Genomic DNA, 20,816 nt, shown 5'->3' with positions numbered 1-20,816 from the left:
GTCTAATCCTCATAAAGTTGGCTGTATAGGGCATTTTCAAAACGCACTAAGGGTGCGCGTTTCGTTTTATTTTCCAGATCGCCCGTGGAATAGCCGTTGATAAATTGTACGAATGCAATGCGTTGTCCTTTGATATTTTGCATAAAGCCAGCCAGATTATAAACCCCTTTTAATGCGCCTGTTTTAGCCGAAATATTTTGCGCAAGAGGTGGGGCAATCATTGAACCGCGTCCGCTTAACGTGCCATCAACCCCTGCAATAGGAAAGGTTTCTAATAAATGCAGTTGTTCTTGGTGCGTTCCAATGTATTCAAGGGATTGTAACATCATATTGGCAGAAATCAAATTGTGGCGAGAAAGCCCTGAACCATCGGCGATAACGCTATTATCAAATTTTATGCCCGCTTTGTTTTGCAGAATTTGGCGCATTGCTTTTGCGGAAAGTTGGAAAGAAGCAGGGCGTTTGTAATAGTGATAACCAATGGTACGAAAGAGGGCGTCGGCAATTTGGTTATCGGATTTTTTCATCATTTTTTTGATCAAATCTGGTAGGGGCTTAGACAAATGTTGCGCTAAAAACTGCCCTTTTTGTGCGGTTCGAGGTTGTTGGATTTTGCCATTAAATGCAATACCGAGACGGTTTAATTGACGTTGAATAATGGCTGCAGCATAAGCATTGGGATCTTGCACAGCAAAACTGAGCGCAAAAGGTTTACTTTGACGAGCAAGACAGCCTTTAATTTGATAGCGATTGTTGTCGTGCAACACGGCATCAAGCTGGCAATAAGGCGCATCTTCTTTGCTTGCCACACGCACTTGACCGAACACTTGCACAGGATATTGCGCTGGCACGTTGAATTTCACCAATTCACCCACAGGCAAATTGGCATCAAGATCCACATAAAAACAGTTATGATTGATGTTCACAGCGGCTGGTGGTGAATTAAAGCACATTGATAAGTCGTTCCAAATCCAACCTAAGCCACGGTCGTGTCCAGTAAATACCGCCGTATCTAAAATGAGATCCCCTTTGATGCGTTGAATACCTTGTTGCTTTACTTGGGCAAGCAGCTGATAGAGTTGATCGCTGGTTAAATCAGGGTCACCAGTGAATTTAATGATTAAGTTACCTTGTAACTCACCATTTTCAATATTACCGTCTCGTAATAAACTCGTTTCAAAATGAAATTCATCGCCAAGGCTCAGTTTGGCAGCAAGTGCAGTAAACACTTTTTGTGTACTTGCAGGGAGCATAAAGGTTTGTGGATTAAGTGCGGTGAGAATTTCTTGCGTTTTTAAGTTTTTCGCTACGAACGAAAGGCTTGTTCCCGTAGGAAGTTGTGTACGAAGTTCTTCAACGTCCACTTTAGCGGCGCTCAGTGAGGGGTGTAAAACGAAGGAAATTCCTAATGCAAAAGTCCATAATTTTGATGATAATTTGTACATAAATAATCGCGATGGTTGCTATTTTTTTTCAGAAACACAATAATAGTGCTGGATCTCGCGAGAGTAAAATTATTTCTCGCATAAATGATGTAATAATGCGATTTGCATTAAAATTATTTTTTGAGCTACGGCAAAGTATTGCTTTGCCGTGGTTTTATTTTTGACTAAAAAAGGAATAAGGATTTAGCAATGCAACAAATTCCAATGACTGTACGCGGTGCAGCACAATTAAGAGAAGAATTGGACTTTTTAAAAAATACTCGCCGTCCCGAAATCATTAAAGCCATTGCAGAAGCGCGTGAACACGGTGATTTAAAAGAAAACGCGGAATATCACGCGGCACGCGAGCAACAAGGTTTTTGTGAAGGGCGTATTCAAGAAATTGAAGGAAAGTTGGCGAATAGTCAAATCATTGATGTAACCAAAATGCCAAATAACGGCAAAGTTATCTTTGGTGCAACGGTCGTGTTAGTGAATGTGAATACTGAGGAAGAAGTAACCTATCAAATCGTGGGGGATGATGAAGCGGATATTAAACAAGGCTTGATTTCAGTAAATTCACCGATTGCTCGTGGCTTAATTGGCAAAGAAGTGGACGATAGCGTAACCATTACCACTCCCGGTGGAACGGTTGAGTTTGATATTATTGAAGTGGAATATAAATAAAAAAGAGGGCGTTTTAATACGCCCCATTTTACTTATTTTTTAGGTAAGGAAATTTTATGTTCTTCGCTTGGGCGATAAAGCACAAGGATATGACCGATAGTTTGCACCGCAGCAGCTTGCGTTTCTCTGACAATCGCATCGATAATAAGTTGTTTGGTTTCGCGATCAGCTCCTGCAATTTTCACTTTAATTAATTCGTGATGATTGAGGGCGTTGTCAATTTCAGCGATAACCCCTTCGGTTAAACCATTTCCACCTAGCATAACGACAGGGCTTAAGTGGTGCGCAAGCCCTTTTAAAAATTGTTTTTGTTTTGTTGATAACTGCATTAATTTAATCCTATGTTTATAAAGTGCGGTGTTTTTTATGGAGAAATTCCTAATACCACCTTGAACTGGGAAATTTTAACCTTATATTGACGAAACTACCACAAAAATTAAGAAATTATGGGAAAGAAAAAACGTTCAGCAAGTTCAACGCGTTGGTTAAATGAGCATTTTAAAGATCCATTTGTCCAAAAGGCACATAAGCAGAAGTTGCGTTCGCGAGCTTATTTTAAGCTTGATGAAATTCAACAAACAGATCGTCTTTTTAAGCACGGAATGACCGTCGTGGATTTAGGAGCTGCTCCCGGAGGGTGGTCTCAGTATGTGGTGAGTCAAATTGGCGGTAAAGGTCGAGTCATTGCTTGTGATATTTTAGAGATGGATCCTATTGTAGGGGTTGATTTCTTGCAAGGGGATTTTCGTGAAGAGAATGTGCTTAATGCCTTGCTTGAACGAGTTGGCGAAGCAAAAGTAGATGTAGTGATGTCTGATATGGCACCTAATTTTAGCGGAATGCCATCAGTAGATATTCCGCGTGCAATGTATTTAGTCGAGCTGGCTTTAGATATGTGCAAACAAGTGTTGGCACATAAAGGCAGTTTCGTTGTAAAGGTTTTCCAAGGTGAGGGCTTTGATGAATACTTAAAAGAGATTCGTTCTCTTTTCAGTGTTGTTAAAGTACGTAAACCTGAAGCATCTCGTGGACGCTCTCGCGAGGTGTATATTGTGGCAACGGGTTACAAATATTAACTATAAATTCAATAACTTCTCATTTTGGAATGAATGTAGTAATCTTGTAACAAATTATTAACTTAGAAAAACGAGGTCAAACCTTGAAAGATATGGTCAAAAACTTAGTCCTATGGATTGTTATTGCAGTCGTTATGATGTCTGCATATCAGGGCTTTAGCGGTGGTTCAAGCAGTAATATGACTGATTACACCACATTTATTACTGATGTAGGCAATGATCAAGTTCGTCAAGTGAGATTTGATGATAATGAATTGCAGGTTACCAAATCAGATGGTTCCAAATATTCAACAGTAATGCCAATTTATGATGATAAATTACTCAATGATTTATTAAATAAAAAGGTAAAAGTAGAAGGAACATTGCCAGAAAAACGTGGCTTTTTAGCACAAATTTTGATTTCTTGGTTCCCAATGCTACTGCTTGTTGGCGTGTGGTTCTTCTTTATGCGACAAATGCAAGGTGGTGGCGGTAAAGCAATGAGCTTTGGAAAAAGCCGTGCCAAAATGCTGACAAAAGAGCAAATTAAAACCACCTTTGCAGATGTTGCAGGTTGCGATGAAGCCAAAGAAGAAGTGGGTGAAATTGTGGATTTCTTGCGTGATCCAAGTAAATTCCAAAAGTTGGGCGGTAAAATTCCAAAAGGGATTTTAATGGTTGGCCCACCGGGAACAGGTAAAACCTTATTAGCTAAAGCCATTGCTGGTGAAGCGAAAGTGCCATTTTTTACTATTTCAGGTTCTGACTTCGTAGAAATGTTTGTGGGGGTAGGGGCTTCTCGTGTGCGTGATATGTTTGAGCAAGCAAAGAAAAATGCACCTTGCCTGATCTTTATTGATGAAATTGATGCCGTAGGTCGCCAACGTGGGGCTGGTCTTGGTGGCGGACACGATGAACGTGAGCAAACCCTTAACCAAATGTTAGTGGAAATGGATGGGTTTGAAGGTAATGAAGGGGTGATTGTGATCGCCGCAACCAACCGTCCTGATGTGCTTGATCCCGCTTTAACTCGCCCGGGGCGTTTTGACCGCCAAGTAGTGGTGGGCTTGCCAGATGTTTTAGGGCGTGAGCAAATCTTAAAAGTGCATATGCGTAAAGTACCCGTTGCCCCAGATGTGAATGCAATGACGCTCGCGCGTGGTACACCGGGTTATTCAGGTGCAGACTTGGCAAACCTTGTTAATGAAGCCGCATTATTTGCTGCGCGAATGAACAAGCCATTGGTTTCAATGCTTGAGTTTGAAAAAGCAAAAGACAAAATCAATATGGGGCCAGAACGTCGCACAATGATTATGACGGATAAGCAGAAAGAATCGACTGCTTATCACGAAGCTGGACACGCCATTGTAGGCTATCTTGTACCAGAACACGATCCCGTGCATAAAGTGACCATTATTCCGCGTGGACGTGCTTTAGGGGTAACCTTCTTTTTACCAGAAGGAGATCAAGTCAGCATTAGCCAGAAACAATTAGAAAGTAAACTTTCAACCCTTTATGCTGGACGTTTGGCAGAAGAGTTAATTTACGGCGAAGAAAATATTTCTACTGGCGCATCCAATGACATTAAAGTTGCCACGAATATTGCGCGTAATATGGTAACCCAATGGGGCTTTTCCGATAAATTAGGGCCAATTCTTTATTCTGAAGATGAAGGTGAAGTGTTCTTAGGGCGTTCAATGGCAAAAGCAAAACATATGTCAGATGAAACGGCACATGTTATTGATGAAGAGGTTCGTGCTATTGTTACTCGAAACTACGATCGTGCAAGACAGTTATTAATTGACAATATGGATATTTTACACGCAATGAAAGATGCATTAGTAAAATATGAGACCATTGAAGAAGAGCAGATTAAACAGCTGATGAATCGTGAGCCAGTTACCCCACCTTCAGGTTGGAGTGACAGCGGTAAAGCAAGTTCAGAAAAAAATGCTGAACAAACTGCACCTACACAAAATCAAAGTGCGGTGGAAAATTCAGACAAATCTGAGCATAACTAACCACTTAATCCTATTAAAGGACTGATTTTTATAAGAAATCAGTCCTTTCTTTTTTCCTTTTTAAGCTTTAACATAAAGTAAATTCAAATAATAAATTCAATTTATTTTTTATTTTAATTTACTGTATCAATGAGATTGAGAATAACCGAATGAATTATGCAGATTGGCTCGTTTGGGCAGAAACGCAACTGATGGGGAATAAAAAGACAGATCCTTTTATCAACCCCAAGGTGGATGCTAACCTATTATTACAATTTGTCACAGGGCGTTCTCGTTCCTCTCTTTTAGCCTTTTCCGAAACCATACTTTCAGCACAAGAATTAGCGCAGCTTGAAAAACTATTGCAACGCCGTGTAAGCTGTGAGCCAATGGCTTATATTCTTGGTCAGCAGCCTTTTTGGACGCTTGATCTAAGGGTCTCTGAAGATACGCTTATTCCAAGAGCAGATACGGAAATTTTAGTAGAAAATGCCTTAATTTGTGCGGAAGAACGTATTTCATCAGCTCAGTTTGGAGAAGAACTGAAAATATTAGATTTAGGCACAGGTACAGGGGCAATTGCAATAGCGCTTGCACAAGAATTGCGATCTAGATCGAAAAAATCATTTAAAGTTTCGGTTGTGGGTGTTGATCTGATTGATAATGCGGTAAACTTAGCGCAAGACAATGCAAAACGTAATGATGTTGATAATATTCTTTTTTATCAAAGCAATTGGTTTGAAAATTTACAAGATCAGCGTTTTGACATCATTGTAAGTAATCCGCCTTATATTGATAAAGATGATCCGCATTTGCAGTTGGGCGATGTGCGATTCGAGCCATTGACTGCTTTAATCGCTAAAGAACAGGGGTATGCAGATTTACGGCACATTATCATTAATGCACCAACGCATCTAAAACCACAAGGCTGGTTATTATTGGAACACGGTTGGCAGCAAGGAGAAAAAGTGCGGTCTTTTTTTCAAAAGAATTTGTGGCATAACGTTATTTCTCGTAAGGATTATCACCAACACGAACGTATAACATTAGCTCAATTAAATACAAGAGGGAATGATTGATGAATACAAATCGCAATGCAATTTATAATGAAATGCTTAATTTTTATGTGCTTACAGGGAATGATGGGCAACGCGAGCTAGGAAATATTCATTCAATTATGAATGGTTTTTTAACTCAAGCAAGAGAAACTATTGAGCAAGAGAAAGACGATGAAGCAAAAATTAGAAAGTTGATCGATTTAATTTATGTTGATTGGGGCTTTTTGATTGATTCTAATAATTCTTTTGATCATTCTAATTATTATCTACCCGATGTTTTAACAAATCGCCGTGGGGTTGCTATTTCTGTCGGTGGTATTTTATTGTATCTCGCTGAAAAATTAGCCTTACCGATTTATGCAATGGAATTTCCAGTCAATATTATGCTTAAAGCGGATGTTAATGGAAAACATCTTTATTTTGATCCTTGGACAGGAAGAGAATCTTCAGAAAAATATATTGAATATATTTGTAAGCTTCATTATGGTGATGATGTGGAATTTTCTGTTCCCCTATTCGGTGAGCAAGATGAAGAAGAATTAGAATTTCGTTATGGGCAATTAGCGAAAAATTCCTTAATGCGAGAAAGTCGATACGAACCAGCATTGACTTACGTTGAGAACGTATTGGAACGTTATCCAGATACCTTAGATGAAATTCGTGATCGTGGTATTCTAAAAATGCAACTTGGGCGTCTTTCAGAGGCATTGAAAGATCTTAAAGAATTTGTTGAAAAAAGACCAGATGATTCTTTCTCAATAATGTTTAAAGAACAATTACCGCTAATTGAGAAAGATATTGAAGCGCAAGAAAAAGCAGCAAAAGAATTAATTCACTAAATTTATCTATTAGAGAACATTATGCAAAATAAAGTCATTAAAATTGGGAACATTGAAGTTGCTAACAATAAACCATTTGTTTTATTTGGTGGAATGAATGTGTTAGAAAGCCGTGATATGGCAATGGCAGTGTGTGAAAAATATGTTGAGGTAACCCAAAAACTAAACGTACCTTATGTATTCAAAGCTTCTTTTGATAAGGCTAACCGCTCATCAATTCATTCTTACCGTGGGCCGGGAATGGAAGAGGGGTTGAAAATTTTCCAAGAATTGAAAGACACATTTGGGGTTAAATTAATTACTGATGTTCACGAAATCTATCAATGTAAACCTGTCGCTGAAGTGGTTGATGTGATTCAGCTGCCCGCATTTTTGGCTCGCCAAACGGATCTTGTTGAAGCAATGGCACGTACCGGTGCGGTAATTAATGTGAAAAAGCCCCAATTTTTAAGTCCCGGACAAATGGGAAATATCGTAGAGAAAATCGAAGAATGTGGTAACGATAAAGTGATTCTTTGCGATCGCGGGACAAACTTTGGTTATGATAATCTTATTGTAGATATGCTTGGCTTTAGCGTTATGAAGACCGTTTCCAAAGGTTGCCCAGTGATTTTTGACGTAACCCATTCTTTACAATGTCGCGATCCTTTTGGGGCTGCATCAAGCGGTCGCCGCGCACAGGTGACAGAATTAGCGCGCTCAGGGCTAGCTGTGGGGCTGGCGGGGCTATTCCTAGAAGCACACCCTGATCCACAAAATGCCAAATGTGATGGGCCTTCTGCTTTACCATTAGCAAAATTAGAAGCCTTTGTAAGCCAGATGAAAGCAGTCGATGATTTAGTGAAGTCTTTTGAAGAGCTAGATACCTCAAATTAGGTACTTAAAGATTAAGTATTAGAGAAAAACAAACAATAACAGGTGAGTTTTAGGCGGAAATATGATAAAAATACCGCCTTGTTTTAATTTTTACATTTGAATAGGAAACAAAATATGTCAAATTTGCAAAATATCATTGAAGCAGCGTTTGAACGCCGTGCTGAAATCACTCCTAAAACAGTAGATACAGAAACGCGTGCTGCTATCGAAGAAGTCATTGAAGGTTTAGACAGTGGTAAATACCGTGTTGCAGAAAAAATTGATGGTGAATGGGTTACCCACCAATGGTTAAAAAAAGCGGTATTGCTTTCTTTCCGTATTAACGATAACCAAGTGATTGATGGTGCTGAAACCAAATATTACGACAAGGTCGCCCTTAAATTTGCAGACTATGATGAAGCACGTTTCCAACAAGAAGGCTTCCGTGTTGTACCTTCTGCTACTGTGCGTAAAGGTGCATATATTGCAAAAAATGCCGTATTAATGCCATCTTATGTAAACATTGGTGCTTACGTTGGCGAAGGCACAATGGTGGATACTTGGGCAACCGTAGGTTCTTGTGCGCAAATTGGTAAAAATGTTCACCTTTCAGGTGGTGTAGGTATCGGTGGCGTATTAGAGCCATTACAAGCTAACCCAACCATCATCGGTGACAACTGCTTTATAGGCGCACGTTCTGAAGTGGTTGAAGGCGTTATCGTAGAAGACGGCTGTGTAATCTCAATGGGCGTATTCATCGGTCAATCTACTAAAATCTATGATCGCGAAACTGGCGAAATCCATTACGGTCGCGTACCAGCAGGTTCTGTGGTCGTTTCAGGTAGCCTTCCTTCAAAATGCGGTAAATATAATCTCTATTGTGCAGTAATCGTGAAAAAAGTTGATGCGAAAACCTTAGGTAAAGTAGGAATCAACGAGTTATTGCGTAGTATTGATGAGTAATATTTAATACTAATTGATCAAAAATAAAAATCTGCACGAGAGTTTCTTGTGCAGATTTTTTTATGAAAAATATTATAAACGCTTTGTGATTGCGTTTTTATAGAAAAAAGCTTAGATAAAAAGCCTTTTGAGATCATCAATGAATATCTATAAAGGAGAATGAATATTTGGGTTGATAATATGGTTTCTAGCAATAATGAAAAGAAAGAGGATTATCCCCTTAATTAAGCCACCTTACAAAGGTGGCTTATATTTTGTGTGGAAAAATAATTAAATTTATTACCGCTCTTGATAAATTAGATTTTACACGCCCCACCAGAACAGCCGTCATCAAGATCTTCTTGGCTGTCTTCTGCGCCATCACGGGTATTTTGGTAATAAAGAGTTTTTACGCCATATTTGTAAGCGGTTAATAAATCTTTTAACAACACTTTCATCGGTACTTTGCCTTCTTCAAAACGCTGTGGATCGTAGTTGGTGTTGGCTGAAATGGATTGATCCACAAATTTTTGCATAATACCTACGAGGTGTAAGTAACCATCATTATTTGGAATATCCCATAATAACTCGTAGTTTTCACTTAAGTTTTCATAATCTGGTACAACTTGTTTGAGGATACCGTCTTTTGACGCTTTGATGCTGACGTGTCCACGCGGTGGTTCAATGCCGTTGGTTGCATTGGAAATTTGCGATGACGTTTCTGATGGCATCAGTGCGGTCAGTGTTGAGTTGCGCAAACCAAAGATTTTAATGTCTTGGCGTAGGCTTTCCCAATCGTAATGTAATGGCTCTTGCGTGAGTGTATCCACATCTTTTTTATAGGTATCAATCGGTAAAATACCTTGAGCGTAAGTGGTTTGATCGAAATACTCACAAGCCCCCATTTCTTTCGCAAGGTTCATTGAAGCCTTCAATAAATAGTATTGGATGGCTTCAAAAGTACGATGGGTGAGATCGTTGGCACTGCCGTCTGAATAGCGCACTCCATTTTTAGCTAAATAATAAGCAAAGTTGATTACGCCAATTCCTAAAGAGCGACGCGCAAGAGAGCTACGTTCTGCCGCGATCACAGGGTAATCTTGATAATCTAATAGGGCATCTAAGGCACGCACAGCAAGATCTGCAAGTTCATCTAATTCATCAAGGTTTGCAATCGCCCCTAAGTTGAAAGCTGAAAGGGTACAAAGGGCAATTTCACCTTCTTCATCGTGAATATGAGAAAGTGGCTTAGTTGGCAATGCGATTTCTAAACAAAGGTTAGATTGGCGCACTGGCGCAACGCAAGGATCAAATGGCGAGTGGGTATTACAGTGATCCACATTTTGAATATAGATACGCCCTGTGGATGCACGTTCTTGCATTAATAGGGAGAACAGTTCAACGGCTTTCACACTGCGTTTACGAATGTCTGGATCTTGTTCGTATTGGGTGTAAAGGCGTTCAAACTCATCTTGATCGGCAAAGAATGCTTCATATAACCCCGGCACATCAGAAGGGCTAAATAAGGTGATTTCGCCACCTTTGATTAAGCGTTGATACATTAATTTGTTAAGCTGAACACCGTAATCCATATGACGAACACGGTTATCTTCCACACCACGGTTATTTTTTAAGACTAACAGGCTTTCCACTTCCAAGTGCCAAATTGGGTAGTAAACGGTGGCCGCTCCACCACGCACCCCGCCTTGTGAACAGGATTTCACCGCAGTTTGGAAATATTTATAGAATGGGATACAGCCTGTATGGAATGCTTCCCCGCCACGGATTTGGCTACCCAAGGCACGAATCGCTCCGGCGTTTACGCCAATTCCAGCGCGTTGAGAAACATATTTCACAATGGCAGAGGCAGTCGCATTAATGGAATCTAAACTATCACCACATTCAATTAACACACAAGAACTGAATTGGCGTGTTGGTGTACGCACCCCAGCCATAATTGGTGTAGGCAGAGAAATTTTAAATGTCGATGTCGCATCATAGAAACGGCGTACATAATCTAAGCGCGTTTCTTTTGGATAGGTTGAGAACAAGCTTGCTGCCACCAAAATATATAAGAACTGGGCAGATTCATAAATCTCACCTGTGACACGATTTTGTACTAAATATTTGCCTTCAAGCTGTTTGACTGCCGCATAAGAGAATGTCATATCACGCCAGTGATCTAAAAAGCCGTCCATTTCGTCCCATTCTTCACGGCTATAATCGGTCAGTAAGGCTTGATCATACTTGCCTAAACGCACCAATTTTTTAACGTGATCATATAAACGCGGAGGATCAAAATGCCCATAGGCTTTTTTACGCAAATGGAAAACCGCAAGGCGCGCAGCTAAATATTGATAATCAGGCGTATCTTTGCTGATTAAATCTGCCGCAGCTTTAATAATGGTTTCGTGAATATCCGAAGTGCGAATCCCCTCATAAAATTGAATATGGGAACGCAATTCTACTTGAGAAACAGAAACGTTATCCAATCCCTCTGCTGCCCAAGTGATCACTCGGTGAATTTTATCTAAATCGATGGGTTCTTGTTTTCCGTCACGTTTGGTGACCATCATAGCTTTATTCATAGACATTCCGATTTGTTGGTGTTGCGTAAAAACACAAGATATAGTGGTTTATTGAAAACGCGGTACAAGATAATGTGTTATTAACGAAACTGCAAGCACTAAATTTTACGTCCAATTCTTGACATAAACTAAGTTATTTATAAATAAGCAAAAATCATAGAAATGAATTTACCCCTTATTTTTATCAGGAATTAAAAAGCAAAGTGCGGTTAAAAAATGTGTGAAAAATCACAAATTTTTCAATAACTAAGAGAAATTTTCCGATTTTTATTGACCTATTTTTCCCTTATATGTTAGAAAAACTTACTGATGATATTGCTTTTTCTTATTACAAAGAAATGATCCATTTGGGTGTTTATTTTCAAGCCCGTTATTTTGACTAGGAGAGATTAATGGTTCGATACATTCGATACTTTATGAAATTAGAAGCAGCCAGCGGAATGTTATTGCTGTTTTTCGCTGCCTTTGCCATTTTATTGGCAAACACGCCCTTGAGCCGTTTTTATTTTAGCTTTCTTGATGCGCCAGTGGTGATCCAATTTGGTTCCATTGTACAAATCAACAAACCACTCTTGATGTGGGTGAATGATGGCTTTATGGCGGTATTTTTTGTCCTTGTGGGATTAGAAGTAAAACGAGAATTGCTCACGGGGGCAATTTCAAGCTATCAAAAAGCCATTTTCCCAGCCATTGCCGCCTTGGGAGGAATGATTGTGCCAGCGGCAATTTATTGGTTTGTCACCAAGGATACCCCACAATATCAAGATGGCTGGGCAATTCCAATGGCAACAGACATTGCCTTTGCACTAGGCGTATTAGGTTTGCTTGGGAGTCGTGTGCCTTTCGCATTAAAAGTGTTTTTGCTTGCATTGGCGATTATTGATGATTTAGGCGCGATTATTGTGATTGCCTTGTTCTTCTCACAGGATTTGAGTACGCGCGCGTTAATTTTAGCGAGTATTGCCATTGTGGGGTTGATTTTGCTTAATCGCTTTAAAGTATCCAATTTAGGGCCTTATGTGATTGTCGGCTTAGTGTTATGGGTATCCGTGCTAAAATCGGGCGTACACGCCACCTTAGCTGGCGTTATCATTGGGTTTAGTATTCCACTCAAAGGGAAAAATGGCAGAAAAGTGTTGCACGATATGGAACATATTTTAGCCCCTTGGTGTTCATTCTTTATTTTGCCCCTGTTTGCTTTTTCCAACGCGGGAGTATCCTTAGCAGGAATGGGGATAGAGACGTTAAGCTCACCGCTCACTTTAGGCGTGATCTTAGGATTATTACTTGGAAAACCGCTTGGTGTCTTTTTATTTAGTTATTTATCGGTGCTATTTCGTATTGCGAAATTGCCTGAAGGAATTAATTTTAAACAGATTTTTGCCATTGCCTTGCTCTGCGGTATTGGATTTACAATGTCAATGTTCTTGGCGGGACTCGCCTTTGGTGGTGATGGGGCAAGTGAAATGGCAAGTTTTGCCCGTGTAGGTATTTTGCTAGGCTCAGCGATTTCAGCGGTAGGAGGGTATTTCTTATTAAAGGTCTGTACGAAACCTAAGGAATAATATGAGGTAAAAAAATCGGGCTATTCTAAGTAGCCCGATTTTTTTAATACTATTTTTTCAATGTTGGAATATATTCCGCTAATCCTTTGATTTCTTCTTCACTTAAACGAGATTTTGCGGCATTCCCCGCACCGACAATTTCGCCCGCTTTGCGTTTTTCAAGTGCGGTGAGAATTTCTTCAGTTTTTAAGTTATTGATCATTGCAGATTGATTTAATGCCGATTTTTCCCCTTGCTTACCGTGGCACATTGCACAAGTGCGGTTAAAAATCTTTTGTGTATGTTCTAGGCTTTCATCGGCTTGGCTATTGAATGCCAATAGCGTGCCTGCAATAAAAAGTAGAGTCGAAGCGTAACCTTTCATTATTTTTCCTCAAAGAATGTTCGTAATTCGTTTTCTGGGATTAAACCCTCAAATTTATAAAGGATTTTTCCCTTAGGATCAAGCAAGAATGAGGTTGGTGTGCCAACCAACTGATAACGTTCAGCGGTAATATTAAGCTGATCTTTGACAATTGGCAGAGTCAGTTGATTTTTTTCTACCACCGCTTGTGTGTTACCACGTTCCCCATCAATATTAATGGCTAAAAGTTGTAATGTATTGGGATAGTTTTGGGAAAATTGCTGTAATAATTTCATCTCAACAATACAGATGCCACAGGTTTCTGACCAAAAATTGATCAGCAATTTTTTCCCTGCAAATTGGCTTAATTCCACCTTATTGCCCTGCAAATCAAAAGCCGCAATATCAGGTGCTTGACTGCCGATATTGGCGGTTTGATCTTTACAAGAAATAAGCAAAAAAAGCACCGCACTTAATAAACCGAGTTTGAGACTATGTCTTAATTGCATTCTATTATCCATTAAAGCATTCTATTATCCATTAAAAAAATTGATTTGCTATGTTACCACAAAATATCGCATTCAATATTTTTTGATTTGTAAATGAACAATAACGCTATCCAGTACAACACTGTATAGCATTTTTCTGTTAGAATAGCCGCCAATTTATTTACCCTTAACCCCGAATTGAATGAATGGATAGCCAAACTGTCATCAACGCCTTTGCCGAAAATGGAGTATTAAGTCAGCACATTAAAGGATTTCGCCCGCGTGCCGAACAATTAGAAATGGCGCAAGCCGTGTCGGAGGCGATTTCGCACAAGCAAGCGCTTGTGGTAGAAGCGGGGACAGGCACGGGGAAAACCTTTGCGTATTTAGTGCCTGCGTTACTTGCCGGCAAGAAAACCATTATTTCCACAGGCTCAAAAAATTTACAAGATCAATTATTTAATCGTGATCTTCCGGCTATAAAAAAAGCGTTGCGCTATACAGGGAAAATCGCCTTATTAAAAGGGCGTGCCAATTATCTTTGCCTTGAGCGTTTAGATCAGCTTATTGCACAAGGTGTGTTAGGGGATCGCACCGTATTAGCGGATCTTGCTAAAGTGCGAAAATGGAATAATGCCACCAAAACGGGGGATTTAAGCGAATGTGTGGAGATTGCGGAAGATAGCCCGATTTTGCCCCAGCTCACCAGTACTACCGAAAGTTGCCTAGGTTCAGATTGCCCTAATTATGCGGATTGCTATGTGGCAGCCGCTCGCAAAAAAGCGTTAAACGCAGATTTAGTGGTGGTGAACCATCATTTGTTTTTTGCGGATATGGCGGTAAAAGAAAGTGGCTTCGGTGAGCTTATTCCTAATGCGCAAGCCATTATTTTTGATGAAGCCCACCAAATTGCCGATGTGGCGAGCCAATATTTCGGCATATCCCTCACTTCACGTCAATTATTTGATTTATGCAAAGATGCCAATATTGTTTATCGTACAGAATTAAAAGATATGAAACAGCTTGGCGTGGCGGCTGATACTTTACTTAAAGTAGTGCAAGATTTTCGTCTATTATTGGGCGAAGGTAATCGGCGAGGAAATTGGCGAGAGTTATATGCACAACATTCAATGCATTCAGCAGATAAAAGTGCGGTGCAAAAATGCGTAGAATTATTGCAAGAGAAATTAGCCTTTTTATCCGAAGTAGTGAAGCTTTCTCTCGGGCGTTCACAAACTCTAGATAGCATTTTTGAACGTGTTGCCAGTATTCAGTTGGTGTTAAAACGCCTGCAAGAAACCCATTTAGTGGGCTATTGTTATTGGTATGAAACAATGGGGCGTGGTTTTGGCTTGCATATCACACCGCTCACTGTGGCTGATAAATTTGGTGAACAGATCAGTAAAAAAGAGGCGGCTTGGGTTTTCACCTCTGCCACCCTTGAAGTTGGGGGCAATTTTCAGCATTTTTGTCAGCGCTTGGGGATTGAAAATGCGGTGCAGAAAATTTTGCCTAGCCCCTTTAATTACCCTGAGCAAGCCCTATTATGCGTGCCACGGTTCCTGCCTGCATTGAACCAATCTCAGACACAAACGCAGTTAGGGCGAATGTTATTACCGATCATCGAAAAAAATCAGGGGCGCTGTTTTGTCCTTTGCACCTCTTATTCTATGATGCGTGGACTGGCAGATTTTTTTCGTGAACACAGTGATTTAACAGTTTTATTACAAGGGGAAACGGCAAAAAGTCAATTATTAGCACAGTTTACTACCCAATCTCACGCGGTGCTGGTGGCAACCTCAAGTTTTTGGGAAGGTGTAGATGTCCGTGGTGATGCCCTTTCTTTAGTGATTATTGATAAATTACCTTTTACCGCACCAGATGAGCCTTTACTTAAAGCACGAATGGAAGATTGTCGCTTACAGGGTAAAGATCCCTTTAATGAGATTCAAATTCCTGAGGCAGTCATCACCTTAAAACAAGGTGTTGGGCGGTTGATCCGTGATATAACAGACCGAGGGGCGGTGATTATTTGTGATAGCCGTTTGGTGATGCGTACCTACGGCGAAACCTTTTTAAAAAGTTTACCAAACGCAACGCGAACCCGAGATTTAAACAACGTAATTCAATTTTTAACAGAGAAAAAATAATGACAACTTTACTCGCTTTAGATACCTCTACGGAGGCGTGTTCTGTCGCCTTATGGCACAAAGGAGAAATAACGCATTTAGATGAATTGGCACAACGCACCCATACAAAACGTATTTTGCCAATGATTGATGAAATTTTAAACCAGTCTGGTATTACGCTCAATCAAGTGGATGCGTTAGTTTTCGGGCGTGGGCCGGGCAGTTTTACTGGCGTGCGTGTCGGCGCAGGGATTGCACAAGGCTTGGCATTAGGGGCTGATTTTCCAGTGATTCCTATTTCTAATCTGACGACAATGGCTCAGCAAGCGTATGAACAATATGGCACGACGCAAGTCCTCTGTGCCATTGATGCAAGAATGAATGAGGTGTATTTCAGCCAACTTAATGCAGAACAAGTGCGGTTGGATTCTCATCAATTTTTACAATGGAATGAGGTGGTTACTGAACAGGTGTGTTCTGCACAACAGGTACTTGAACTTGCACAACAGGGACAAGGCGAGTGGCGTAAAGTTGGCACAGGCTGGGCGGCTTATGAAGCACTTTCGCAGCTTGACTGGGCAACCGCGTCAGACATTCTTTTACCTTCCGCTAGAGCAATGCTACCGTTGGCATTGCCTTATTACTGGCAAAAACAATGGATAAGTGCGGTGGAAATTGAACCCGTTTATTTACGCAATGAAGTTACTTGGAAAAAGTTGCCGGGGCGTGAATAACGCATCAGGATTTGGCACATTCGCGAGCGAGTGATAAAATCCACAAGATTTAATAAAAATAATAAGGATAACAAATGGAAAAGCCTTGGTTTATCAATTATCCAGAGGGGGCAGAAAGGGAACTGGATACCTCCGCTTATGAAAACATCTTAGATATGTTTGATAAAGCCGTGAGAGAACATCCTGATCGTGCCGCTTATATTAATATGGGGCAGGTGCTGACCTTTCGTAAATTAGAAGAGCGTAGCCGTGCCTTTGCTGCTTATTTACAAAATGAATTGAAGTTACAACAAGGCGATCCTGTGGCGTTAATGATGCCTAATTTATTGCAGTATCCTATTGCCTTATTCGGCATACTACGCGCGGGAATGATTGTCGTCAATGTGAATCCGCTTTACACCCCAAGAGAACTCGAACATCAGCTGCAAGACAGCGGTGCCAAAGCGATTGTGGTAGTATCGAATTTTGCCTCAACCCTTGAAAAAGTGGTGTTCAATACCGCGGTTAAACACGTTATTTTAACCCGAATGGGCGATCAGCTTTCTTTTGGCAAACGAACATTGGTGAATTTTGTGGTGAAATACATTAAAAAGCTCGTGCCAAAATATAAACTCCCGCACGCCGTTACTTTCCGTGAAGTGCTTGCCGTTGGCAAATATCGCCAATATGTCCGTCCTAATTTAACACGCAATGATCTTGCCTTTTTACAATATACAGGGGGAACAACAGGCGTTGCGAAAGGGGCAATGCTTTCTCATCACAATATTATTACCAATGTATTTCAGGCAAAATGGATTGCTTATCCTTTTGTTGGCGATCATACCCGTGAACGAAAAGCGATCTTGGCGTTACCGCTGTATCACGTTTTTGCCCTGACGGTGAACTGTTTATTGTTTATTGAATTGGGTGTTACAGCAATTCTGATCACCAATCCACGTGATATTGACGGTTTTGTAAAAGAGCTGAAAAAACATCGCTTTGTGGCGATTACAGGGGTGAACACCTTATTTAATGCCTTATTAAATAATGAGAATTTCAAAGAAATTGATTTTTCACAACTTAAACTTTCTGTGGGTGGCGGAATGGCAATTCAGCAATCTGTCGCAACACGTTGGCACGAAACCACAGGTTGTAGCATTATTGAAGGTTATGGTATGACAGAATGTTCACCACTGATTGCTGCTTGCCCAATTAATGTGGTGAAACACAATGGCACTATTGGGGTTCCTGTTCCCAATACGGACATTAAAATTATCAAAGACAATGGCGAACAAGCGCAACTTGGCGAGCCGGGTGAGCTTTGGGTGAAAGGTGATCAAGTGATGCAAGGTTATTGGAAACGCCCAGAAGCAACCGCTGAAGTACTGAAAGATGGCTGGCTTGCAACGGGAGATATTGTGGTGATGGACGACTCTTACAGCTTGCGTATTGTCGATCGTAAAAAAGATATGATCATCGTTTCGGGATTTAATGTCTATCCAAATGAAATTGAAGATGTGATTATGCTCAATTATAAAGTCGCAGAAGTGGTTGCAATTGGCGTGCCACACGAAGTATCAGGTGAAACAATTAAGGTGTTTGTGGTGAAAAAAGATGAAAGCCTCACACGTGATGAGCTACGCCAACATTGCAGACAGCATCTTACAGGATATAAAATCCCGAAAGATATTGAGTTTAGAGATGAGTTACCGAAATCCAATGTCGGTAAAATTCTCCGCCGTGTGTTACGCGATGAAGAATTAGCGAAGCGTCCATCGCATTAATCGGTTTAAGCGATAAAAATAAATCAAGGGCGGACAAAAAGTTCGCCTTCATTTTATCTTCATTTGAAATAAAGCAATGCATAATGCCATTGCAGTATTTTTTATGAGATGTGATTAAAAATGAATGAAATAAGGTTATGTCAGCAATAAAAAAAGAAATCAAAAATCCACCGCACTTTCAAATAATTACTTCAACATTGGCATTGGAGGAAGTTTGCCAACGCGCGAGAGAAAAATCTTACGTTGCATTGGACACCGAATTTATTCGTACCAGAACTTTTTATCCAAAGTTGGGGTTGATCCAACTTTATGATGGTGAGAAGGTAAGTCTGATCGATCCTTTAGTCATTGATGATTTTTCCGCTTTTATTGCGTTGCTTGCAGATATCAATGTCATTAAAATTCTACACGCGAGTAAAGAAGATCTTGAGATTTTTTACCACTATTTCAAACAGTTACCTACACCATTAATCGACACACAGGTTGTAAGTCAATTTTTAGGTTTTGGTCATTCTATGGGATTTGCCAGTTTAATCTATCATTATTTTCAGTTAGAGCTAGATAAAGGTGCTTCACGCACAGATTGGCTCGCACGCCCATTATCCGATGTCCAATTACGCTATGCGGCAGCCGATGTTTGGTATCTCCTTCCTTTATATGAAAAAATGCAACAACATTTATTGCAAACACCGTGGCAAAGTGCGGTACAAAATGAATGTGAATTATTGTTAGAAAAAATTAGTAAACCAAGGGATCCTGAACGTGCTTATTTTGATATTCCCAATGCGTGGAAATTAAATGAACAAGCGTTAATGGCGTTAAAACTTCTTGCAAAATGGCGTTTAGAAGAAGCCATTAAACGTGATGTGGCGTTAAATTTTATTGTAAAAAGTGAACATTTGTGGCTTGTGGCGAAACATCTTCCTAAGCACACTTCGGCATTACTTGATTTAGGATTATTGCCGATGGAAGTGCGAGTGAATGGTAAAAAAATGTTGCAGCTTGTTGAGAAAGCAAAACGCACGCCTAAAGAAGCGTATCCCTCCCCCATTGTTCGTTTGGTTGATGAACCACGCTATCGCGCTGGATTAAAAATGTTGCAGCAAAAATTAAACGAAATCACGCCAGCGGAGTTGCCTATAGAGACTATTTCAAGTAAACGAGGATTAGAAGGTTTAATGAAATGGTGCTGGATAAAACACCAAGATCCGAATGATTTACCTGATTTATTAAAAGGATGGCGTAAAGAATTTGGTGAAACATTGCTCAAATCTTTACAAAGTTTTTAATTATATTGCTTGGCAATTTCTTAGTATAGGGATTAGAATAGCGTTCTCTCAATGAGAATAATCCTATAGTTAAACTTTTTAGCTATATTAGTTATTTATTATGTAAAGGAAAATACAATGAATAAAATCATTAAATTAGGTACAGCAGTGCTTTTCGCTCTTTTTATTGCAGCTTGTAATAAGGCTGATCCCGCAGCAGATTATCAAAAATTAGTGGAATGGAGTTTAGCGAATCAACAAAGTCAAGTCGCTTTTCAGCAAGAATATATGGAAAAACTATCTTCTGGCGATGAAAAACAAATTGCTGAGGCAATGAATGCATTAAGTGCAAGAAATGCAGAAGTGCAGAAAAGCTTGAATACGTTAGATATTAAAAGTGCTGAAATCAAACAGTTAAAAGATAAAATGCAATCTGTGTTAACATTAACCTCAGAGCTTGCAAAAGATGGCTTAGCATTAATGAATAATGCGTCAGAAGAAGCGACAAAAGCGATTCAAGCAAAAACGGAAAAAACAACAGCTGCAACGGAAGAATTGAAAAAACTTCAAGACGAAATGGCAGCAAAATATGGTAAAAAAGCTGATCAACCGAAGTAATTCCTATGTTTTGATCGTTTTACTAAGACTGATCTGAATCCCAAAATTTGGGTGGTTTAGTTTTGAGCTTTTAAGGACTGAATTCCGTACATAGTAGGGCAGTCCTTTTTGTTTTTCAATTTAAAAGAATACTATGTTGTTGTCGAGTAGTAAGTTTCTCTTATTTTGATTTTAATCGGTTATGCCACGTTTTTTAACTGGCTGTGCGATGCGTTAAAATCAAACTACAAGAAGTTGCTTATTTAGCCAGTTAATACAAAAATAATAATGAAAAATTTGCAATTCTATAGGGCTTAGGGCATAATGCGGGCGTTCTGTCGCGGTTTAGTGGCAGATGTAATGGAAACCTTCTCGGTTCCTCGCAACGAGGTCTGGTTTACTCGGTCAGGTTCGGAAGAAAGCAGCCAAAGTCAGATTGTTCGTGTGCCGAGATCAAGCTGGGAAGGTTTCCGCCCAGCTT

General features: G+C 40.0%; 18 protein-coding genes and 1 other RNA gene. 14 read left to right on the top strand and 5 right to left on the bottom strand.

Annotation, left to right across the window (positions count from 1 at the left end):
* Positions 1-2: 2 nt before the first annotated feature.
* Positions 3-1,445 (bottom strand): serine-type D-Ala-D-Ala carboxypeptidase, encoded by a 1,443-nt coding sequence (gene dacB / locus L4F91_RS05485; RefSeq protein ID WP_395895240.1) that lies wholly within the window; start codon positions 1,443-1,445, stop codon positions 3-5.
* Between the two features lie 189 nt (positions 1,446-1,634).
* Here dacB and greA point away from each other — a divergent pair, with 189 nt between their 5' ends.
* A complete protein-coding gene (gene greA, locus L4F91_RS05480; RefSeq protein ID WP_265761879.1) occupies positions 1,635-2,111 on the top strand; it encodes a transcription elongation factor GreA in 477 nt (158 codons plus the stop codon).
* A gap of 32 nt (positions 2,112-2,143) precedes the next feature.
* Here the strand turns inward: greA and yhbY are convergent, their stop codons facing one another.
* Complete coding sequence (gene yhbY, locus L4F91_RS05475; protein WP_103852935.1) at positions 2,144-2,440, bottom strand: ribosome assembly RNA-binding protein YhbY; 297 nt, start codon at positions 2,438-2,440, stop codon at positions 2,144-2,146.
* Between the two features lie 117 nt (positions 2,441-2,557).
* Between yhbY and rlmE the strand changes: the two genes are divergently transcribed.
* The 6 genes from rlmE to dapD all read left to right on the top strand — a co-directional run bounded on the left by rlmE (position 2,558) and on the right by dapD (position 8,881).
* Positions 2,558-3,187 (top strand): 23S rRNA (uridine(2552)-2'-O)-methyltransferase RlmE, encoded by a 630-nt coding sequence (gene rlmE / locus L4F91_RS05470; protein ID WP_250350188.1) that lies wholly within the window; start codon positions 2,558-2,560, stop codon positions 3,185-3,187.
* A gap of 92 nt (positions 3,188-3,279) precedes the next feature.
* The gene (ftsH, locus tag L4F91_RS05465) at positions 3,280-5,187 is read left to right on the top strand and encodes an ATP-dependent zinc metalloprotease FtsH (RefSeq protein WP_265778407.1); all 1,908 of its coding nucleotides are present in this window, start codon (positions 3,280-3,282) and stop codon (positions 5,185-5,187) included.
* 149 nt (positions 5,188-5,336) lie between these two features.
* A complete protein-coding gene (gene prmC, locus L4F91_RS05460) occupies positions 5,337-6,245 on the top strand; it encodes a peptide chain release factor N(5)-glutamine methyltransferase (protein ID WP_395895237.1) in 909 nt (302 codons plus the stop codon).
* Positions 6,245-7,063 (top strand): SirB1 family protein, encoded by an 819-nt coding sequence (locus L4F91_RS05455; protein ID WP_250350190.1) that lies wholly within the window; start codon positions 6,245-6,247, stop codon positions 7,061-7,063. The genes prmC and L4F91_RS05455 overlap by 1 nt, the downstream gene beginning before the upstream one ends.
* Before the next feature lie 21 nt (positions 7,064-7,084).
* On the top strand, positions 7,085-7,939 hold the full coding sequence (kdsA, locus tag L4F91_RS05450; RefSeq protein WP_250350191.1) for a 3-deoxy-8-phosphooctulonate synthase: 855 nt from the start codon (positions 7,085-7,087) through the stop codon (positions 7,937-7,939).
* 114 nt (positions 7,940-8,053) lie between these two features.
* Entirely contained in the window at positions 8,054-8,881 is an 828-nt protein-coding gene (gene dapD / locus L4F91_RS05445) for a 2,3,4,5-tetrahydropyridine-2,6-dicarboxylate N-succinyltransferase (protein ID WP_395897772.1), read from the top strand.
* A 296-nt stretch (positions 8,882-9,177) separates the two neighbouring features.
* Here dapD and nrdA read toward each other — a convergent pair whose 3' ends face one another.
* On the bottom strand, positions 9,178-11,448 hold the full coding sequence (gene nrdA / locus L4F91_RS05440; protein WP_395897770.1) for a class 1a ribonucleoside-diphosphate reductase subunit alpha: 2,271 nt from the start codon (positions 11,446-11,448) through the stop codon (positions 9,178-9,180).
* A 392-nt stretch (positions 11,449-11,840) separates the two neighbouring features.
* Here nrdA and nhaA point away from each other — a divergent pair, with 392 nt between their 5' ends.
* On the top strand, positions 11,841-13,013 hold the full coding sequence (nhaA, locus tag L4F91_RS05435; RefSeq protein ID WP_265761883.1) for a Na+/H+ antiporter NhaA: 1,173 nt from the start codon (positions 11,841-11,843) through the stop codon (positions 13,011-13,013).
* Positions 13,014-13,062: 49 nt separating this feature from the next.
* Here nhaA and L4F91_RS05430 read toward each other — a convergent pair whose 3' ends face one another.
* Positions 13,063-13,377: a c-type cytochrome gene (locus L4F91_RS05430; RefSeq protein ID WP_250363063.1), complete on the bottom strand. Its 315-nt coding sequence runs from the start codon at positions 13,375-13,377 to the stop codon at positions 13,063-13,065.
* Complete coding sequence (locus L4F91_RS05425; RefSeq protein WP_265761884.1) at positions 13,377-13,865, bottom strand: TlpA disulfide reductase family protein; 489 nt, start codon at positions 13,863-13,865, stop codon at positions 13,377-13,379. The genes L4F91_RS05430 and L4F91_RS05425 overlap by 1 nt, the downstream gene beginning before the upstream one ends.
* A 185-nt stretch (positions 13,866-14,050) precedes the next feature.
* Here L4F91_RS05425 and L4F91_RS05420 point away from each other — a divergent pair, with 185 nt between their 5' ends.
* From L4F91_RS05420 to ffs, 6 genes are all read left to right on the top strand, one after another.
* A complete protein-coding gene (locus L4F91_RS05420) occupies positions 14,051-15,994 on the top strand; it encodes an ATP-dependent DNA helicase (protein WP_265778016.1) in 1,944 nt (647 codons plus the stop codon).
* Positions 15,994-16,707, top strand: a complete 714-nt coding sequence (gene tsaB, locus L4F91_RS05415; RefSeq protein WP_265778017.1) for a tRNA (adenosine(37)-N6)-threonylcarbamoyltransferase complex dimerization subunit type 1 TsaB — start codon at positions 15,994-15,996, stop codon at positions 16,705-16,707. The genes L4F91_RS05420 and tsaB overlap by 1 nt, the downstream gene beginning before the upstream one ends.
* 74 nt (positions 16,708-16,781) lie before the next feature.
* The gene (gene fadD / locus L4F91_RS05410; protein ID WP_265761887.1) at positions 16,782-18,470 is read left to right on the top strand and encodes a long-chain-fatty-acid--CoA ligase FadD; all 1,689 of its coding nucleotides are present in this window, start codon (positions 16,782-16,784) and stop codon (positions 18,468-18,470) included.
* Positions 18,471-18,607: 137 nt separating this feature from the next.
* The gene (gene rnd, locus L4F91_RS05405) at positions 18,608-19,759 is read left to right on the top strand and encodes a ribonuclease D (protein ID WP_395897766.1); all 1,152 of its coding nucleotides are present in this window, start codon (positions 18,608-18,610) and stop codon (positions 19,757-19,759) included.
* Between the two features lie 117 nt (positions 19,760-19,876).
* A complete protein-coding gene (locus L4F91_RS05400) occupies positions 19,877-20,356 on the top strand; it encodes a hypothetical protein (protein WP_395897764.1) in 480 nt (159 codons plus the stop codon).
* Positions 20,357-20,704: 348 nt separating this feature from the next.
* Positions 20,705-20,803, top strand: an RNA gene (gene ffs / locus L4F91_RS05395) — signal recognition particle sRNA small type.
* The last annotated feature ends 13 nt before the right edge of the window (positions 20,804-20,816 follow it).

Origin of the sequence: Avibacterium sp. 20-126, from assembly GCF_044358625.1 — a bacterium.
GTDB lineage: Bacteria > Pseudomonadota > Gammaproteobacteria > Enterobacterales > Pasteurellaceae > Avibacterium.
The sequence above is the reverse complement of the archived record's forward strand: the minus strand, read 5'-3'. Positions and strand labels throughout refer to the sequence as shown.